General features: G+C 64.2%; 20 protein-coding genes. 7 read left to right on the plus strand and 13 right to left on the minus strand.

The features are described from left to right. Position 1: 1 nt before the first annotated feature. Genes ACZ46K_RS23005 through ACZ46K_RS23015 form a run of 3 tightly spaced genes read right to left on the minus strand, consistent with a single transcriptional unit; the run spans position 2 to position 2,489 of the window. Positions 2-541, minus strand: a complete 540-nt coding sequence (locus tag ACZ46K_RS23005; protein WP_132471175.1) for a hypothetical protein — start codon at positions 539-541, stop codon at positions 2-4. Between the two features lie 47 nt (positions 542-588). Next, positions 589-1,059 (minus strand): hypothetical protein, encoded by a 471-nt coding sequence (locus ACZ46K_RS23010; protein WP_054712805.1) that lies wholly within the window; start codon positions 1,057-1,059, stop codon positions 589-591. A gap of 50 nt (positions 1,060-1,109) precedes the next feature. After that, positions 1,110-2,489 carry an aromatic ring-hydroxylating oxygenase subunit alpha gene (locus ACZ46K_RS23015; protein WP_464744975.1) on the minus strand — a complete coding sequence of 460 codons (1,380 nt, stop codon included), beginning with the start codon at positions 2,487-2,489 and terminating at the stop codon, positions 1,110-1,112. Between the two features lie 291 nt (positions 2,490-2,780). On the opposite strand from ACZ46K_RS23015, the gene ACZ46K_RS23020 reads away from it, so the two are divergent. Then, positions 2,781-3,458 carry a TetR/AcrR family transcriptional regulator gene (locus tag ACZ46K_RS23020; protein ID WP_241996884.1) on the plus strand — a complete coding sequence of 226 codons (678 nt, stop codon included), beginning with the start codon at positions 2,781-2,783 and terminating at the stop codon, positions 3,456-3,458. Here ACZ46K_RS23020 and ACZ46K_RS23025 read toward each other — a convergent pair. After that, complete coding sequence (locus tag ACZ46K_RS23025) at positions 3,442-4,053, minus strand: class F sortase (protein ID WP_132471178.1); 612 nt, start codon at positions 4,051-4,053, stop codon at positions 3,442-3,444. The genes ACZ46K_RS23020 and ACZ46K_RS23025 overlap by 17 nt on opposite strands. Position 4,054: 1 nt before the next feature. Further along, positions 4,055-5,254 carry an MSCRAMM family protein gene (locus ACZ46K_RS23030; RefSeq protein WP_054810762.1) on the minus strand — a complete coding sequence of 400 codons (1,200 nt, stop codon included), beginning with the start codon at positions 5,252-5,254 and terminating at the stop codon, positions 4,055-4,057. Between the two features lie 224 nt (positions 5,255-5,478). Between ACZ46K_RS23030 and ACZ46K_RS23035 the strand changes: the two genes are divergently transcribed. After that, positions 5,479-7,533 (plus strand): elongation factor G-like protein EF-G2, encoded by a 2,055-nt coding sequence (locus tag ACZ46K_RS23035; RefSeq protein WP_464744977.1) that lies wholly within the window; start codon positions 5,479-5,481, stop codon positions 7,531-7,533. Positions 7,534-7,601: 68 nt separating this feature from the next. Continuing rightward, the gene (locus ACZ46K_RS23040) at positions 7,602-7,781 is read left to right on the plus strand and encodes a hypothetical protein (protein ID WP_054712836.1); all 180 of its coding nucleotides are present in this window, start codon (positions 7,602-7,604) and stop codon (positions 7,779-7,781) included. Positions 7,782-7,790: 9 nt separating this feature from the next. Here the strand turns inward: ACZ46K_RS23040 and ACZ46K_RS23045 are convergent, their stop codons facing one another. Beyond that, positions 7,791-8,738: an ADP-ribosylglycohydrolase family protein gene (locus ACZ46K_RS23045; RefSeq protein WP_464744979.1), complete on the minus strand. Its 948-nt coding sequence runs from the start codon at positions 8,736-8,738 to the stop codon at positions 7,791-7,793. A gap of 62 nt (positions 8,739-8,800) precedes the next feature. Between ACZ46K_RS23045 and ACZ46K_RS23050 the strand changes: the two genes are divergently transcribed. Next, on the plus strand, positions 8,801-9,475 hold the full coding sequence (locus ACZ46K_RS23050) for an NUDIX hydrolase (protein WP_054807268.1): 675 nt from the start codon (positions 8,801-8,803) through the stop codon (positions 9,473-9,475). Continuing rightward, positions 9,475-10,104: a histidine phosphatase family protein gene (locus tag ACZ46K_RS23055; protein WP_054712814.1), complete on the plus strand. Its 630-nt coding sequence runs from the start codon at positions 9,475-9,477 to the stop codon at positions 10,102-10,104. Before ACZ46K_RS23050 ends, ACZ46K_RS23055 begins: the two co-directional genes overlap by 1 nt. Before the next feature lie 39 nt (positions 10,105-10,143). On the opposite strand, the gene ACZ46K_RS23060 is transcribed toward ACZ46K_RS23055, so the two are convergent. From ACZ46K_RS23060 to ACZ46K_RS23080, 5 genes are all read right to left on the minus strand, one after another. Then, positions 10,144-11,376 carry an HNH endonuclease signature motif containing protein gene (locus ACZ46K_RS23060; RefSeq protein WP_464744981.1) on the minus strand — a complete coding sequence of 411 codons (1,233 nt, stop codon included), beginning with the start codon at positions 11,374-11,376 and terminating at the stop codon, positions 10,144-10,146. Between the two features lie 37 nt (positions 11,377-11,413). After that, positions 11,414-12,820: an MFS transporter gene (locus ACZ46K_RS23065; protein WP_464744983.1), complete on the minus strand. Its 1,407-nt coding sequence runs from the start codon at positions 12,818-12,820 to the stop codon at positions 11,414-11,416. Then, positions 12,817-13,377, minus strand: coding sequence for a TetR/AcrR family transcriptional regulator (locus ACZ46K_RS23070; protein WP_054807230.1), 561 nt, complete (start codon positions 13,375-13,377; stop codon positions 12,817-12,819). The genes ACZ46K_RS23065 and ACZ46K_RS23070 overlap by 4 nt, the downstream gene beginning before the upstream one ends. Before the next feature lie 160 nt (positions 13,378-13,537). After that, positions 13,538-14,452, minus strand: a complete 915-nt coding sequence (locus ACZ46K_RS23075) for a pseudouridine-5'-phosphate glycosidase (RefSeq protein ID WP_464744985.1) — start codon at positions 14,450-14,452, stop codon at positions 13,538-13,540. Between the two features lie 16 nt (positions 14,453-14,468). Further along, complete coding sequence (locus ACZ46K_RS23080) at positions 14,469-15,032, minus strand: maleylpyruvate isomerase family mycothiol-dependent enzyme (RefSeq protein WP_054807231.1); 564 nt, start codon at positions 15,030-15,032, stop codon at positions 14,469-14,471. A gap of 37 nt (positions 15,033-15,069) precedes the next feature. On the opposite strand from ACZ46K_RS23080, the gene ACZ46K_RS23085 reads away from it, so the two are divergent. Continuing rightward, on the plus strand, positions 15,070-15,915 hold the full coding sequence (locus ACZ46K_RS23085) for a helix-turn-helix domain-containing protein (protein ID WP_464744987.1): 846 nt from the start codon (positions 15,070-15,072) through the stop codon (positions 15,913-15,915). A gap of 12 nt (positions 15,916-15,927) precedes the next feature. On the opposite strand, the gene ACZ46K_RS23090 is transcribed toward ACZ46K_RS23085, so the two are convergent. Beyond that, the gene (locus ACZ46K_RS23090) at positions 15,928-16,626 is read right to left on the minus strand and encodes a hypothetical protein (protein WP_054810013.1); all 699 of its coding nucleotides are present in this window, start codon (positions 16,624-16,626) and stop codon (positions 15,928-15,930) included. A 129-nt stretch (positions 16,627-16,755) separates the two neighbouring features. Between ACZ46K_RS23090 and ACZ46K_RS23095 the strand changes: the two genes are divergently transcribed. Then, on the plus strand, positions 16,756-17,184 hold the full coding sequence (locus ACZ46K_RS23095) for a PPOX class F420-dependent oxidoreductase (protein ID WP_054807233.1): 429 nt from the start codon (positions 16,756-16,758) through the stop codon (positions 17,182-17,184). Here ACZ46K_RS23095 and ACZ46K_RS23100 read toward each other — a convergent pair whose 3' ends face one another. After that, positions 17,185-18,219 carry a DNA polymerase IV gene (locus tag ACZ46K_RS23100; RefSeq protein ID WP_054807234.1) on the minus strand — a complete coding sequence of 345 codons (1,035 nt, stop codon included), beginning with the start codon at positions 18,217-18,219 and terminating at the stop codon, positions 17,185-17,187. Positions 18,220-18,223 lie beyond the last annotated feature (4 nt).

Raw genomic sequence — 18,223 nt, forward strand, 5'->3', positions numbered from 1 at the left:
ATCAGACGGTGACGCCCGCCTTTTCGAGGCATCGTTCGAGCGCCTCGAGGTACTCGGCGTTGCCGTGGAACGGACCACTCACACCGATCGCAGCTTCGAGGAACGGGCTGTACTCGTCGTTGACGTGAGTTTCCCAGCGGGTGATCTCGGCGTTCTCGTTGGTTTCGATGAAACTGTACGAATAGAAGCCCATCGAGGTTCCCTCTACGGTGGTTCCCTGCCACCGGGTCTTCCAGACAACTCCGTTGTCGGCGGGCCAGTATTCGAAACTGGTCGGCTTCCATTCGGGGAAGACGAGCGAATATGCCTTGGCCTCCATCGTCGCTGCCCGGCCGGTGTCGACGAGCGCTTCGCTCATCAAGATAGTCTCGTCACCCGTGAAGTAGGGCGAGGTGTAGATCGCACCGTCGGCAAACTTCCATGCATCGTGCCCGTTTTCGTCGGTGTACTCTTCGCCGTCCTTCACACCCTCGCGCAGGTAGGCGTTCCGATAGCTCTCGGCCAACCGGCGGTGCTGTGTGATGCGCTCTTCGGGAGTCATAGATGTCCTTTCACGGTGGGTCGTTTCCTGTTGGGGTGGAAGAGAACTCATTCGGAGATCCGGACGTCCTCATAACTGCCGAGCATGGCGCCTTCGGGGAGTGCCATCTGCAGGTAGACATCGATGTGGCTGATCTTTCCCGCGTCGTCGAATTCGTAGACCGATACAGAATTCACGACGCTGGAGAAATCTCCGACACTGCTGCGTTCCTCGAGTTCGAGGATGACGAGGTCGGGTGTTTCGGTGAGTCGCTTGAACGAACCCTCCCAGGTGGAGGCAGTGGCCCAGTTCGTGAGGAAGTCGACGTACTCGGGCCAGTTCATCACTTCCTTGAAGTTTCCGACCCGGACGAACTCATCGGTGGCGACGATGTCGGCGAGCGGCGCCCAGCTGTCTTTCGAGAATCCCGGCCCTTTGGCGAGTTCCACGAGTGACTTCATGAGAAGGCTGTACTCGAGTACTGTGCGGGCTTTTCCGGTGTAGCCGTCCGCAACGTCAGCAATTTCGTGCAAGTCCATTTCTTTCCCCTCGAGGTGATGTGGTAGTGCATTCGAAGCGAAGAACCCCGTCAGGCGTCCGCGCCCGCCGCCAGGTACCGGTCGAGGACCGAATGGAAGTGCGCCACGACGACTTCCTCCGACACCAGCAACAGATGATCGAGTGCCTCGTTCCGCAGGCCTCGCTGCTGGCGGGGCATCTGCTCGTAGTCCTGTTGGAGTGCTTCGAAGTACTTGAACTCGCCGGGCTCCTTCACTTCGAGAGGTGTCGCACGCAGAGCGTCCGTCATCTCGTCGGGCAAATACATGAAACTGATGATCTGCCAGACGCACCGATTGGGATCCCCTTCCGGATCCGGCTGCGCGAGAATAACAGTGGCTTCGCCGGCCCTGACGGTCATGAAGAAGTTGGGGAACAGGACCCAGCCGTGATTGTCGCTCATCTGCGCGTCGGTGAGGCCGTCGACGTCGAGGCCGGTCTCTGTCAGAACTTCACGCGTGGCCTTCTGGAGGATCGTCCGCGCCGTGACGCCATCCGGGAAGGACAGGGGTTCGCCGTCGGTTCGGTGACTGTCTACGATTTCCTCGAACCGTGGGAGAACCCGCATGAGGGACGGAAATGTCTCGGGCAGTTCGCGAATCCCCTGAACCTGTTCTTCGGGGGTGTACTTGTCGACGTGCGCGACCTCAAACGGTGAGCACGACACCGCGTGACGCTCGAGCAGGCGATACCTACTCTTCTCCGATTCGATTGTCATGACGCGCAACAATTGCGGATGAATTCCGGAGATGTGATAGCCCTCGGAGAATGCATCGACTACGACTTTCCAGTTACAGTCGATCTTCTCGCGCACATCCATGACGGTGACCATCCGGTCGAGGTGGTACGGCTCGAGCATGTCGAGCACTTCGGCACCGAGATAGTCGCCGAGCGACTCTGCCTTCGGGTCCGGGTTGAGGAAGAGGAATCCCGCTGCGGTATCCACTGACACCTGAATGAGCGAGTTCTTCGATTTGTCGATCGGGGCTAGGTCTTTCTCCGCCAGGATCCCTTTCAGCGCGCCCTCGAGATCGTAGGACCACAAATGGTACTGACAAAGGAAACCACGCTTGGAATTCCCACTGCCGTTACACAAGGGGTTGCCGCGATGCCGGCAGGCATTGACGAAGCCGCGGACGACACCGTCGTTACCGCGAACGAGAATGTACGACTGGTCGAACAGTTCGAAGACCTTCCAGTCCCCCACCTCGGGCAGGTCTGCTTCGCGGCCGACCACCTGCCAGATTTTCATCCAGATCGACTCACGTTCGCGTTGCTGAACTTCAGGCGAGACATAGCGATCGGTGGAAATTTCCATATTGAAGCGTCCCGGTTCGAGATCAGCGAGTCGGGGCGCGGTATCGACCCAGTCCCCCGGGCGATTCGACGTCACGGGCTGTGTGGACGTCATGGCTGCACACTCCTTCACATTCGACGAACGATGCGTGGTGACACGGATGTTGAAGCAAAGCTGAAGCAGATCGGACAGCTGGTACGGCTCGGCCGAGCAGGCCGAGTGAGCCTCACACTGCTCGCTGGGCTGCGCGAGCACAAGAATCAATCGCGTGATTGATTCCAAATGATGCAGCTCACACAAAGGGTTGTCAATGCCCGGTTCTTCCGCAGGCGCCCGCCTACTCGGGCACTGCGCCGGCGGGCATGCAATGCTTGGGACTCGGTCCACATATCCCGGAGGTGCCCGTTGTCGTCCGCGTCATCGCAGCTGGGCCGGCCGGTCGGAACCAAGAGCGAGGTAACGCGACGTCGCATCCTCGATGCCGCGATGCGCTGCGTCGGCGAAGTAGGGTACTCGCGAGCGACAATCCGCGAGATCGCACGGTACGCGGACATCACGAGTGGCAGCCTGTACCACTACTTTCCCAACAAGGCCGAGTTGGTCAAAGCGGCTTTCATGGAGATCGCGCAAGTGTCCCTTCCACGTCTGGCTGCCGCCGCAGACCGCGCCGAGGGTGTTCTGGACAAGCTCCTCGCCGTCTTCGACGAAGGCGCGGCGGTTCTGTACGAGAACCCTCACTCGGTGGCCTTCGATCGGGCGCTGCGAATGGAGAACGCCGAGCACCTCCATCTCAGTGAGAACAGCGACGTCATCTTCACGTCGTTGCACAGCGTGATTACCGGGATCGTCGAACAAGCAGCCGAGGAAGGCATACTCAACACCGACATCGACGGGGCAACCGACGCGATCTTCACGGTCCTCCGCGGCCTGCACGACCACGCCGCGACGGCGACCCCCGAGCAATACGAGGCCACGCATCATGCGGTCAGGATGCTGATTCAGGGCTCGTTGTTCAGCTTCCCCCGTCACTCGTCCGGACACTCGACCCGACCGGGGCAGGGCTCGGCTACGTCAGGGGCGTAGCGAACACGAAGTCGTTGTTCGCGTACCCCAGTGGCGGCCCGACGAACTCCCCACCGCAGGTCACGAGCATGAGGGTTTCAGGGCCGTCGAGGCGGTTCAGTTCGCCCAGGGGTAGTTCGCCGTCCTTACCGACGCTCATCACCCGATCGACCCGGTACCGCCGCGACGATCCGTCGCCCAGTTCCAGAGCCACCTCGTCGCCCTCGGACAGGCCTGCGAATCGCGCGGCAAAACCGTCGCCCTGCGCGATGTCGTCGATGTGCCCGGTCACCACGATCGAGCCTGCGCCCGATCCGGGCAGCGACGAATCAGCCCACCACCCCAGCCGCGACACGTCCTGCGGCGGGAGCAGTACCCCGGCGGCATCGGTCGCGACCGGGTCGGTCGGGGCCGAGGTGTCTCCGATCGTCAGCGTGATCGGAGCGGCCGGATCGTCGGCGATCACCACGACCGGAGGTGGCATGTCGTGCTTGCCCGGTTCCTGCGGTGTCGACCGAGGCGCGGAGTCCGCGACGGACTCTGTGGCCTCGGCGCAGCCGCCGGCGAGGAGGAGCGCAACCCCCGCCAGCGCTGCGATGACTGTGCGCGAACGCATCTCAGTTCCTTTCCACCGGCCCGGCAGGAATCGAGCGGATGGGGACGCGCACCGCAGGATTGCGGAAGATCGGCCCCTGCTGCTCGGGCATGTTCAGCGCCTGAACGGTGAAGAAGTCGTTCTCCGTCGCGTAGAACGTGATCGGCCTGGTGTCGGCGATGTAACCATCCGGGGCAGCGATCTCCTTCGCCACATAGCATCCGGGGACGAGGGCGAGCGGGATGTGGCCGTCAGGCCCGCTGACCTCCCGATGGCTCCACTCCGACTGGCACGGACCCACCACGAAGATCGCCCCCTCCAACGGTTCTCCGGAGATCCTGTCCATCTTGACGATGCGGCCGTGCGCGGTCGGTACCGGTGGCTCCGGTGGCAGCGAGAAGTTCAACGTGAACTCTGCGGTGCGAACCACGCCGGGGGCGTCGAGTTCCGCAGTGAACGGGCCGCCGTACACGAGTGCCGTGTCGGCCGGGATCGTCGTCGTCTCCACTACGTAGCAACCCAGCGGGAACTGCGCCGACGCATTGCCATTCATGTCTGTGGTCAGATAGCCGTACGGCACGTCGTCGACGCAGGACCTTACGGACGACGTCACACCGGCGACAGGATTCCCGGCATCGACGTGACGGGCCCGGACCGCGATCGTGCCCTCACCGGGCGGCGTCCAACGAGCAAAGACGAATCCCACGTTCTGGACCTGGCCGGGGGTCGTGAGATCGACCTGCCACGGACCCGCCGACGCGGGGTCGTACCCGTCAGGGAAACCCGCCAGCGACACCACGTAACACCCGAGCGAGACGGAGACGCTCGCGGTTCCATCAGGGCCCGTTGCCGGTGTACCGACGATCTCCCCGGTTTCACAACGTGCAACGGCGACGGACACGCCCGCGATCGGCTGATCGTCGGACAGCGTCGCCGCGCGGATCGCGACCGTCCCCATCTCGATCCCGACATCCGGTGGCGGTGTGGTCGGAGTCGTTGGATCGGACGGTGTGGTCACGGGCGGTGTGGTGACGGGCGACGTGACCTCCGGATCACTGACATCGTCCCCGACCGTGGTGGTGGGGAGTGCCGGCGCGCTGGTCGTCGTGGTGGCGGTGGGCTCGACGTCCGTCCCCGACGGTTCTGCGCCCGCAACGCCGGCGACAGCGACGATCAGTGTCGCCCCGAAGAGTGCGGAGAGGATGCGTGAGGGTGCTCGCATGGTGGGTGCCTCCTTCGACGATCGAAAGGTGGGTACCCCGACATGGGTGTGGTCGGCCCCGCCGCCCTGCCCGTTAGCATCGCGAGCGACTCGAGACCGAGCTGTTGCCACTCCGACACCACGAAGTGTCTTGCAGTCGCCCACGATCTTGGGCGCGCCGAAGACGACCCGCGGAGCGGGTGCGGTTGCCTAAACTGGGCGGAGGCAACACGAGGAGCAGGTCGATGTCCGATCGCACCGCATCACGCACCCGGCAGACACCCGTCGCGGAAACGCCGGACGCCATTCGCAACGTCGCGCTGGTCGGATGCAGCGCCACGGGAAAGACGACACTCGCGGAATCGCTGGCCTTCGCGTCGGGAGCGATCGGTCGCGCGGGGCGCGTGGTCGACGGCACCACGGTGTCCGACTACGAGGAGATCGAGCAACAGCACCGGCGCTCGGTGCAGCTGGCTGTGCTGCCCCTCGAATGGAAGGGCATCAAGATCAACTTGATCGACACGCCCGGCCACCCCGATTTCGATGCCGATCTCCGCGCTGGGCTGCACGCCGCCGACGCCGCGATCTTCGTCGTCTCGGCCACCGACCCCATCACTGCCGCGACGCGCGCATTGTGGCGCGAATGTGACGAAGAGAAGATTCCACGCGCGATCGTCGTGACCAAACTCGACATCGCACGGCACAGCTACGACGAACTGCTCGAGCAGTGCCACGATGCCTTCGGTCTCGGCCCCGACACGGTGCGCGCGTTGTTCTATCCGGTGTTCGACGGGGATCGTCCGGTCGGGTCGATGGGCCTGCTGACCGGCCGTAGCTACGGTGAACCCGGTCCGTGTCCGGTTTCCGACGCCGCACGCGAAAGCCTGGTCGAGGCGATCTCCGGTCAGGACGACACACTCATGGAACGGTTCGTCTCCGGCGAAGAGCTCGATCCGGATTCCTTGCAAGACGGCCTCACTCGCGAAATTCTCTCGTGCGCAATGCACCCCGCAATTCCCGCAACGGACACTGGCGTGGGCGCCGTCGAGCTGCTCGAATTGATCGTCACTGGATTCCCCGACCCCACCCACCGGCTGCGTGGAGCTCCCCCATGCAATCCCGACGCGCCACTCGTGTCTCAGGTCGTTCGGGTGACCGGAGATTCGTACGTGGGCAGGATCAGCCTGGTCCGCGTCTACGCGGGCACGTTGCGCCCGGACACGACGGCGACGCTGACAGGAAGCGACCACTCGGCTGAACGCATCCCCGCACTGACGAATCCGTTCGGCAAGCAGCAGCGCCCCGTCGGTGAGGCCGTGTCGGGTGATCTCGTGTGCGTGGGCAAGCTCGCGACCGCGCGCCCCGGTGACACGCTCCACGACCCCGATCACCCCGCCGACCTTGCGATGTGGCCGATACCCGAACCACTCCTCCCGCTGGCGATCGAGGCGCATTCACGCACCGACGACGACAAGCTGTCCCAGGCCCTGTCACGGTTGACGGCCGAAGATCCCGCGGTGCGTGTGGAACAGAATCCCGACACCAATCAGGTGGTGTTGTGGTGCACCGGGGAGGCACACGCCGAGCTGGTCGCCGACCGGCTCCGCAACAGACACGGAGTGCAGGTCGATATTGTCGAACATCGTGTTCCACTTCGCGAGACGTTCGCGGCTCCGGCCTCGGGGCACGGGCGCCTGGTGAAGCAGTCGGGAGGACATGGCCAGTACGCGGTGTGCGACCTCGAGATCGAGCCCCTCCCCGTGGGCAGCGGGGTCGTATTCGAGGAACGTGTCGTCGGAGGCGCGGTTCCGCGGCAGTTCATTCCGTCTGTGGAGAAAGGTGTGCGGGCGCAGACCGCCAAGGGGGTGGCGACAGGTAATCCGATGGTGGATGTGCGGGTCACACTCGTCGACGGCAAGGCCCACTCGGTGGATTCGTCCGACGCCGCATTCCAGGCAGCCGCCGGCCTGGCGCTACGCGATGCCGCATCCCACGGTGAGACCCGACTGCTCGAACCGGTCGCTGCGGTGCGGGTGACCGTGCCCGAGGAACATCTCGGGTCGGTGCTGAGCGATCTATCGGCACGCCGGGGCCGGGTGCTGGGAACCGAATCTCCCGGCCCGGGCGTCGCACTGCTGCGCGCGGAGGTGCCCGAGCTCGAACTCGGCCGCTACCCGATCGACCTGCGCGCGATCACTCAGGGCACCGCCGACTTCGCTCGGGGTTATCTGCGGCACGAGCCGATGCCCGCATCGCTCGCCGCACAGTTCCTCGATGGGAAAGCACCGACTCGTTCGTGAGAGGGGTTTCCCGGCGCACCGAGCCGGGTACCGTCGGACGCAAAGACCCGCACGACGAAAGGAAGACCATGTCCGACCCCGATCGACGTGCACACGACAACGATCTGACCGGCGACAACCTGTCTCGGCTCATCGACGACATGGAAGAGAACGTCAAGAAGGAACGAGACGAGGAGGGAGTTCCGGGGAATCCCACCGACCGCGAGCAGACCGAGAAGGTCGAACCCGATGACCAGGCCCCCTCCTGAACCGGATTCCTAGCCCGCCGTGTTCGCGGCCGTCTTCGACGCGAGTTCGATGAGTCCGTCGACGCGGTAGCCGGGCCATCCGTGAAGCATCTGCTTCCATCGTTCCGGCACCGCCGATGCGCCCCAGCGGGCGCCGAGGAGGCCGCCGGCGATTGCGGCGGTGGTGTCCGTGTCGCCACCCGCGCGCACCGCGGACTCGAGTGCGTCGGCGAGGTGATCCGGTCCTGAGGCATCGGTGTGGGTGATGGCCCACCACGCGACCTGCAGTGCGTGCACGACCCAGCCGTTCTTGTCGAATACTTGTGCAGTATCTGCCTTCTCGGCCTCGTCGAGGAGTCCTCCCCAGAAATCGGCCACCTCGTCGGATGCTCCGTCGAGATACAGTCGGGCACCGTCGAAGTTGCCGTGCAGCACGGCGTGACGGATCGCGTACGACCACAGGCGACACGCTTCGATGGCCTGAGGGTCGTTGTGGGTCAGGGCACTGATGTCGCCGGCCGCGGCGACACACGCGTCGGCGTCGTGCAGGTAGGCAATGCCGACGGGCGCGGTGCGCATGAGCGACCCATTGCCCGCCTTGCGTCCCGGAAGTTCGAGGGCATACTGCCGCATCGCCGCGGCCGACCTCGGCCGCGCGGAGAGCACGGCCCGCGTCTGGTTGCCGATGTCCTTCGGGTGGGTGTCGTACCAGCGCACGAACTGCGCTGCGACGGCATCGAGCCCTTCGCCGTGCCCGATCGTTCGTCCCGAGGCGGATACCTCGGCAATGGCGAGGGTCATCGAGGTGTCGTCGGTCCACTCCCCCGGCGCAAACGGGCCCAGACCTCCGCCGATCATGTCGATCGCGAGGTCCGGTCGCGGATAGGTGAATTCGTATCCCGCGCCGAGCGCATCGCCTGCCGCTGTTGCCACGAGCACTCCCGCGACACGATCCGTCTGCTGCATATCCAGTTCCACAAGGCCCCCCTTTGCTCAGTATTGCGCTAATGAAGTTAGCGCATGTTTGATTTAATGTCTACGTGAGCAAGAATCCCGGGTCACCGAGCAAGCCACTCACCGACTATCCGCGCCCCTCGGTCGCCGTGGACGTGGCCGTACTGACCGTCATCGATGAGACCGTGAAAGTGCTGGTGGTCGATCATCCGCGGGGACGCGCGCTACCCGGGACATTCCTGCATCCCGGTGAGCGTCTCGCCGACGCCGCACGTCGTGCACTCCACGACAAAGCCGGATTCGACAGCGTGGAGTTCCACCAGATGGCAATGCTCGATGATCCCGAGCGCGACGACCGCGGCTGGGTCCTGTCGATGGCTCACAACGCAGTGGTGCCGTTCGAGCGCTTCCCCACCGGCGCACAGTCGGTAGCGGTGGCAGATACCGGGATACTCGCGTTCGACCACGCCGAGATCGTCACCCTCGCCGTCGACGATCTCCGTCGCCGCTATTCGACGGCGGTCGATCCGTCGGGGTTGATCGGAGACGAGTTCACCATCCTCGAACTGCGCCGCCTGTACGAGGTGATCTACGGGCGCCGATTCCCGAAGGACACCTTCCGACGCCACCTGTCACACGGCCTCGAAGCAACGGGCGAACTCAGCCGCGAAGGGGTGGGCAGACCTGCCGAGCTCTACCGGAAGACACACACGCCGCTGCTTCCAGGTGCAGCGCCTTTCCTCTGGAACCGGTCCGGCTGATGGGCGAGCGCATCTACGTCGTCACCCATCCCGAGGCGACCCATCACGTCGACGGTCTCGTCGGCGGCTGGTACGACTCCGCACTCACCCGGCGTGGAGTGGTTCACGCGCACGCGATCGCGGCACGACTGTGGGACCTCGTTCCCCTCGGTTCGGTTCCGGCTTTGTACACGTCGGATCTCGCCCGTACGACCGAGACCGCCGGCCCCATCGCGGAAGTATTCGACGTCGAACCCACCCTCCTTTCGGACCTGCGGGAGAAGTCCTACGGAGTTGCGGGTGGGCGTCCGCAGGAGTGGCTCGACGCGCATTTCGTCGCTCCGCCTGCTGTCGGAGAACGCTTGGATCACGACGAAGGAATCGAAGGAGCGGAGACAAAGCTCGAATGTGTCACTCGCGTCTACCGAGCCATGGATCGAATCACCGCCGACAACACGGAACATCGCATTGTCGTCACCCACGGTGGTTCGCTCAGTTGGGTCATTGCCGCCTGGCAGCGACTTCCGATCAGCGCATGCGCGTATGTGGCCTATCGCGCCGGCCCTGGAAGCATCACGGTGCTCGAGCAGGACGACGTCTTCCACAACCGCACGCTGCACACTCTCGGAGATCTCGGCCACCTGACCTGACGCAGGGCAGCGGTGGCTGTCTTTATGATCTGGTGTGAACTAGGCGACCAACTCCGGTCTGTTCCCGGGTATCGGTGTCCGGAACAGATCGATGCTCGCGGGTGGAATGAACTGCGGCCGACGCTCTTCGGTCATCTCGACTTCCCACTCGGCGTGATGCATCAACCGGTGATGATGTCCGCAGGGCAGCACCAGATTGTCGAGGTCGGTATCACCACCATCGACCCAGTGGTCAATGTGGTGGGCATCCGCCCACGCCGGTGGGGTGGTGCACCCCGGGAAAGCACATCCGCCGTCTCGCACTGCGAGGGCGCGGCGTTGCGCGACCGTCGCGGAACGGTGCGTCCGGCCGTGCGCCAACGGCACGCCGTGTTCGTCGAGCAGGATCCGGGTGACCTGGCAGTCGCAGGCGAGCATCCGGGCGGTGTCGATCGACAACGGTCCGGCCCACGGTTCGGTGACGTAGCCCTGTTCCGGGGAGTTCGCGAAGAGTTCTTTGACGGCGGTGTTCTTGGTCAGATCCGTGATCGACGCGGTGACCGTCACGTGCGGTTTCACACCACCTTCGACGGGGACGAGCCCGGCGGCTTCGACGCACTGCAAGAGTTGCTCGAACGCATCGGCGGTGCGTTTGGAGGCCGGTCGGTCGTCGGTGATGCCGTTCGTTTCGGGCCTCGGTGCCGACAGTGGTGAGAGCAGGTGGCGCAGGCGGGCGCCGGTGACGGCGTCGAAGTCGCCTGCGATCACCACACGCCCGCGCAGGGTGGTGGAGACGAACAGTTCGTTGCGTGTGGAATCCTCACCGGGTGGTGGTCCGTCGCCGGTGCCGTAGAGGTGTTCGAGTCGGCGGATCAGCGCTCGGACGGTGGCTTTGGTGGCGACGGTCTTGCTGGCGTGGTCGATGAGGATGGTGCGGGCTTTCTCGAAGTCGCAGGGGTTCATATTCCGTGGGTAGTGTTGGCAGAAGTACGCGATCTGGCGAGCTTTGTCTGCATCGAGCAGCCCCGAGCTGTATGCCTCACGCACTTCCGGTTCGAGTCGTAGTAGACGAGCCAGTGATTCGATGCGGTGGCATTCACCGAGTTCGAGGTTCGTTGCTGCGGCGAGCCAGTGGGCGGGGCTGCGGTAGCCGTGGTCTTTGACGGTGTCGCGTTCGAACATCGCGATCATCAGATCCACTCGCTGCACCTGCGACGCATGGATTTCGGCGGAGACGGCGAGTGCCTCGGCCATCAGTTGCTTGTTGTCGAGTTTCCAGAGTTCCCCACCCATGACCGAATTTTATAGAACTGACATTCGAGTTTCAAGATCAATGCGAATATTTGTTCGATATCTTGCCGAGCGCCGTACACATCAGTGCCGTGACCGTCATCGCCGCAATGCCGATCCATGCCGCAGCGGTGTAGGCGTCGTTTGTGGGAAACAGGTCACCGACAGGGGTGCCAGCGGCGAGCGCCAGGCCACCTACCGCACTGCCGAGTGAGAAGCCGATGCTGCGGACGACCTGATTGACGCTCATGGCGCTCGCGGTCTCGCGCTGAGGAGTGACTGCGAGGATGACAGCGGGCATAGCGGCCGAGAAGCTGCCGACACCGAAGCCGAGGATCGCCATCGCGACCAGTAGTTCGACGAAGTTCGAGCGTGCGCCGGCGAAGATTGCGAACGCGGCGAGAACGACGAGGGCGCCGGTCGCCAGGAGGGTCGGCGCACCGAACCATCGGCGCATGCGGGGGGTGGTTTTGCCAGCCACGAAGCCGAGCAGAGAAAACGGAATCAGCACGAGTCCGGCGACGAAGGTCGTCAGACCGAAGCCGTATCCAGCGTCGCCGGGAGTTTGGGCGTAGCGGGTGACGAGGGTGAGCAGCAGGTACATCCCGATACCGCCGACGAGCATGACGGCGTTGGCGCCTGCGACCGCAGGGTGCCGGAGGAGTCGCACATCGACCAGCGGCGCGGTGCAGCGTAGTTCAGTGCGAATCCAGACTGCGAGGAGAAGCACCGCGAGGACGGTAAGGAAGGCTGCCAGGCCCAGATGCCGGGTCCATAGTCCGGTTTCGCTGACCAGGAGCAAAACGAGGACAAGTCCTCCGGTCAGTAGGAGTGCGCCGGGCAGGTCGACTCGAGCCGATCGAACTGCGGGTGAGGTGGGGACGCTGCGCCAAGCCGCCAGAAACGCCATCGCGGTCACGACAGCGCCGAGACCGTAGGCAGTGCGTATGCCCCCGAGTTCGGTGAGCAGCCCGGCCAGTGGGTAGCCGATACCGATACCGATGGTTGACGCGACGGACAGCAGTGCGATGGTGGCTGCCGCGCGGCCTTCGGGCAGATGATCGCGCGCGACGCCCATCATCAGTGCGGTCAGGCCCAGGCCGATGCCTTGAGCGGCGCGGCCGACGAGTAGCCACGCGAACGGCAGTGGTGCCGCGGTGAGCAGGCTGCCGGCGGTGACGACCGCGAGTGTGGCGAGGACAGTGCTCCGTCGGTGGGCGCCCGCTCCGAGACGCCCGAGGATCGGGGTGGCAACAGCGCCCGCCAGCAGGGTGATCGTCAGGGTCCACTGCGCGCTGGCAAGGGAGACATCCAGTGTGGTGGCGACGCTGGTGATCAAGGGCGCACCGAGACTGCCGATCGCGGCGACGACGAGCGCGATGAACACCAAAGACGGGACCAGCAGTCGCGACTCGTGCGTCTCGGCCGCGCTCGCCGGTGTGTTCATTTGTTGTTCTCGTCGGTGATGTGGTCGAAGAGTCCGGCGTGGATATGGGTCGTGATCCCGGCGGCCCAGGGCGCGTCGACCTCGTGGGCTTGTAGAGCCGCTCCCGTGTTGAGGAGCATGCCGAAGGCGACGAACGACTTGACCGTGACCGGGTCGAGGCCGGTGGTGTCGGTCACGACCGACCACATCCGGGCGACGCTGGCACGGACAGCGTCGCGGACGTCTGGGTCGCCGCAGGCGGCGAAGCCCTGAAGTTGGAGCAGGAGGGATGTTCGGTCGGTGAGCATGTCGTTGTAACGGCTGCCCATGCGGGCGAGTGCCTCGCGTCCGGTCTCTTCTCCAGCGGCTTCCCTCATTCCGTCTGTCAGTCGGTCGAATGCTGTGACCATCACTTCTTCGAACAAGGCCTTCTTTGTCCCGAAGATTCGGAAGACGTAGGCCTGGGTGATCTCGGCTCGGCGAGCGATGTTCTCCACCGAGGCCCCGTGCAGGCCTCCGCCTGCGAACTCGTCTGCGGCGATCCGAAGGATCTGCTGCCTGCGGTCTGGTCCGCTCATTCGTTGACGTCGAGTCATGGACATCAAGTTACTAGTAACTAACTACATACTTAAGGGGTCGGGCGGGCGCTGTGCGTCATGCAACGCGCAGGCTTGAGTGCGGTGCACATACTGAGCGCCGTCGACCGGTCGTTCCGGCGCCGGAGGCGACCTCCTTCCGTCAGGGTGTAGAGACGAGGGCTGTCGCGATCTCCGCAGCAACCTCGACATTCCCCAGATACACCGCAACGTTCGTGTCGAGCGTGGCGCCCCCTGTCCCGCGGTGCATGTGGTCGAGCAGGAACGGCGTCAGGCCTTTCCCTCTGACACCCGCGTCCGATGCTTCCCGCTCCGCGTCGGCCAGCACACGATCATGCAGGGCAGGATCCACCTGCTTGTCGACCGCGACCGGATTCGCGATGAGCACCGCCGACCGCAACGCCAGAGCGTCGCGGGCACGAGCCACCGCAGCTGCTTCCTGTGGCGAGTCCACTGTGTCGACGACGCAGCCGCTGTCGCGCACATAGAAGCCCGGGAATCGGGTGGTGCGATATCCCAGCACGATCACGCCGAGCGTCTCGAGGCGTTCGAGGGTCGCGGGCACATCGAGGATGGATTTCACTCCTGCGCTCACGACGAGAACCGGAATAGACGACAGCGCAACAAGATCTGCACTCTCGTCGAAGGTCGACGATGCACCGCGATGGACTCCGCCGAGACCACCGGTCGCGAACACCCCGATCCCCGCACGATGCGCGAGCAAGGCAGTCGACGCCACCGTCGTTCCGCCGTGCAGCCTCTTCACCGCAGCTACGGGCAGGTCGCGGATCCCGGTCTTGACCGTCCCCGCATCCGCAGCCTCGATGATCTCGATCTGATCGTGCGACAAGCCCACGGTGGGGACGCCCGCAACCACGCCGATCGTCGCAGGGGTGACGCCCGCATCTCGCAGCAACCGTTCGGCGTCGAACGCCACCTCGAGATTGCGCGGACGAGTCAGCCCGTGTGTGAAGATCGTCGATTCGAGCGCCACCACGGGCCGCCCCGAAGCGACGGCAGCGCGCACCTCGTCGGCGATGGCGATCCGCTCGGTCATAGGCCGACGATAGGCGTCATCCGTCTACTCGACGTCCCAATCGAGCCAGGATCCGCGACTGCCGGTCGTCGGACGCGGCTTCCACCCCGGACTTGCAGACACCGTCCATGTAGAGGGAGTCGCCGAAGCTGTCCGCTCCGCCTTCCATCCGGTCCAGTTCGGCATCGGTGAAGGTCACCGGGATCCCTGCGCTCTGCCCGATGTCCCACCGATGTACGAGCAGATCGAAGATGTAGAACTGTTCGAACGTGGCCCCGAGTGTCGTGGGTCCGAAGTACCCCTCGTAGGGTGCACGGACTAGCTCGTCATCGGCCAGCACGGCTGCGACGCGAGTGGTGTGTTCGTGCCATGCGACGGCAGGATCGTCGAGATCAGGACGGTCGCCGACGTCGACTCCGCGACCGGCGAGGAAGCCGCGCTGGGTGTCGACGATGTGGGCGACGACGTCGCGCGTCGTCCATCCCTCGCACGGCGACTTCGCCTCCCAGTCGGTCGATTCGACCGCGTCGATCACGGCGGCGAGCGGATCGGTCGCTTCTTCGTGTCGGAGTGCTGTTGTATTGGTAGGGGCTGTAGTCATGACTTGACGGTATTTCTACGGAAGGGGCGGGGTATTGATGAAACCCGACACCGATCCGGTCGACGGCTCGGACCGTCAGCCGATCGAACGCGCCCATCTGAACGACCCGACGGACACCTCGAGCCGAGTCTTCCGATATCCCGCCTCATCTGACCTTGCAGCATTGATGCGCCGATACTGGATTCCTGTGTGGTCGGTGCCCGAAGGCCAAGACTCCGTACAACGCGTTCTGCAGTACCCGGTGTGTCTGGCTGTCGTCGCGGAAGACTACGCACGCTTCTACGGCATCACCTCGGGACTGTCCCGCACCACTCTCGCAGGCGACGGATGGGCCGTCGGGGTGATGTTCACCCCGGCTGCAGGCCACCTGCTCACACGTACACCGGTCGCGGCGTTCACCGATCGGTTCGTCGACCTCAGCGAAGTCTTCGGCGATAGCAGCACACGCCTCGCCGGCAGCGTCCGCGCCGCGATGGCCGACGCCCCCCGATCCCCCGAGTCGCATCGTGTCTCCATGGATTTGTTCGACGACATGCTCCGTCCGTTCGCCACGGTCGACGACGAAGGTCATCTGATCAACGAGGTGGTGGCCTTCGTCGAGGACAATCCCGACGTCCTGCGCGTCGAGCAGGTCCGCGACGAATTCGGATTGTCGGAGCGGGCGCTGCAGCGCCTCGTGCATCGACGGATCGGTTTGACGCCGAAGTGGTTGATCCAGCGTCGCCGGCTCCAGGAGGCGGCCGGCCGATTGCGCGAGCGCGCGACACCGCTCGCCGAGATGGCCGCGCTCCTCGGGTATGCCGATCAGCCGCATTTCGTGCGCGACTTCGCGAAGGTCGTCGGCATGACACCCGCGGTCTTCGCGCAGCGATACGGACTCTGACGGTGCTGGTGGTCAGGCGGGTTCGCCGGTCGGGTCGTGCCCGGGCGCGCCCTGTTCGGTTCTTTCGTGTTCGGCGATCGCCTTCGCGCGGACATGGTCCGGATACCAATCGGTGAACTTGATCGCGCACACCATCGCTCCGGTCTGCAACACCCACCCGGTCCAGATGTTGTTGTTGTCGTCGAGAATCGCATCGCCGTACCAACCTGCGGCCGCCGCAACAGCGAACGCCACCGCCCACGCCCCGGTGATGATGTAGTTGGTCTTCACGAACAGTGGGGTATTCCAGTATTCCGGTTCGACCATGTCGCGCGCGTACTGAAGCGTGAAGGGCACCCGAAACAGGATCGATCCGATTGCAATGAGAACCAGAGTGATGTTCGCGATCTCACCGACCCACTTCTCCAACCACACTTGCCCGTCGACGGTCAAGAAGAAATGCAGAATGAACAGGCCCGCGAAGAAGAGGACGTCGACGGCCCCCAGTATCTTCAGCTGCTTGCCTCGGATCCTGTCGTACACGACGAAGAACAACGAGATGGCCAGCGCCACGGCGGAGACCCAGCCGGTACTTCCGGGCCCTTCGAATATTGCGAGAAAGATCCAGGGTGCAAGGCCTGTCAACGGTCCGTCGAATATCTTGTCGAGGGTCGACGCCGCCCGCCCCTGTCCCGGAGATCGAGCGGCCTTGTTCACAGAATTGTCAGCCATGGCTGCCTCATGTGTAGCGACATTGGGAACCCGACCCACACTCAGGGTAAACCTGGCATGATGGCCGAATGTCTCATTCGGTCACTTCGACTGCATGACGGTCATATTCGGTCCAAGTATCCTGACGCCATGGCAGCTGATGAGTCCACGCTCGAAGCCCTGTTCGGAGACACCGGAGTCGCCGCGCTTGTCACCCTCAAACGCGCGGGGAGACCACAGCTCTCGAACATCCTCTACCACTACGATCACCGAACCCACACGTTCTCCATCTCGATCACCGACACCCGCGCGAAGACGAGAAACATGCGCCGCGACTCCCGAGTGAGTCTGTTCAAGGACTCCGACGACGGCTGGTCTTACGCCGTCGCGGAAGGCAACGCCGAACTGTCCGACGTGGCGCGCACTCCGAACGATGACGCGACCGAACAACTCGTCGTGCTGTACCGGCAGGTCCAGGGTGAGCATCCTGATTGGGACGAGTTCCGCGCGGCGATGGTCGACGAACAACGATTGGTTCTGCGAGTGCGTGTCGATCGGTTCTACGGCGTCGCCAGGTAGCTACCCGGTTTCCACCATCTCCACCCGCACCCCCACCAGCCGCACCTGCCGCTCGTGATCGAAGCGTTCGAGCAGCGACACCGCTGCCGTCGAGATCACCGAAGGATCCAGTGTCGGATCCGGCAGCGCGCGGCTGGTGGTGCGCGTGAAGAACGGTGCATACCGGAGTTTGACTTCGACCCGCACGCCGGGCCGCTTCTCGGCCCGGATGTCTTCGGTTACCCGCTCGGCCAACCGCCGTACGTGCTCGGCGACCTCGCCCCAGTCGGTGACGTTGTGCTGGAACGTCGTTTCCCTGCTGTGCGACCGCGCCACCCACGGTTCGTCCGACACCTCCGCGCTCCCCGCGCCCATACCGAGGCCTACGAGCCACGGCCCGATCTTCGGTCCGAACCTGGCCGCCATGTCCTCGACCGACGACGCAGCCAACTCTCGAACCGTACGAATTTCCAAGGCCTCCAATTTCTTCGCGGTCTTCGACCCGATCCCCCACAGCGCGATCGGGCGCAGATCTCCCATCACCGCAAACCAGTTGTCCTGGGTCAAGGTGAATTGGCCCTGAGGTTTACCGAATCCGGTCGCGATCTTCGCGCGCAGCCTGTTGTCGCCGATCCCCACCGAACAATGCAGGCCCGTCGAGTCCAGCACCGCTTGCCGTACGACCGTCGCGAATGTCTCGGGATCGTCGGAATCCACCCCGAGAAACGCTTCGTCCCACCCCAGCACTTCCACCGTGACATCCAACCCTCGCAGGGTATCCATCACCCGTTGCGACATTTCGTTGTAGACGTCCGCGTCGACAGGCAGGAACACTGCGTCGGGGATCTTGCGGGCCGCGATACGCAGCGGCATTCCCGACCGCACTCCGAACTTGCGGGCCGCGTACGAGGCTGTCGACACCACGCCTCGTTCTGTGGGGTCGCCACGCCCACCGACCACCACCGGCTTTCCGGCAAGGTCGGGGTGACGAAGTACTTCGACGGCAGCAAGGAACTCGTCGAGGTCGACGTGCAGGACCCAACGCACATCGTTCACGCTA

The sequence above is a fragment of the Rhodococcus sp. JCM 9793 genome, from assembly GCF_055380405.1.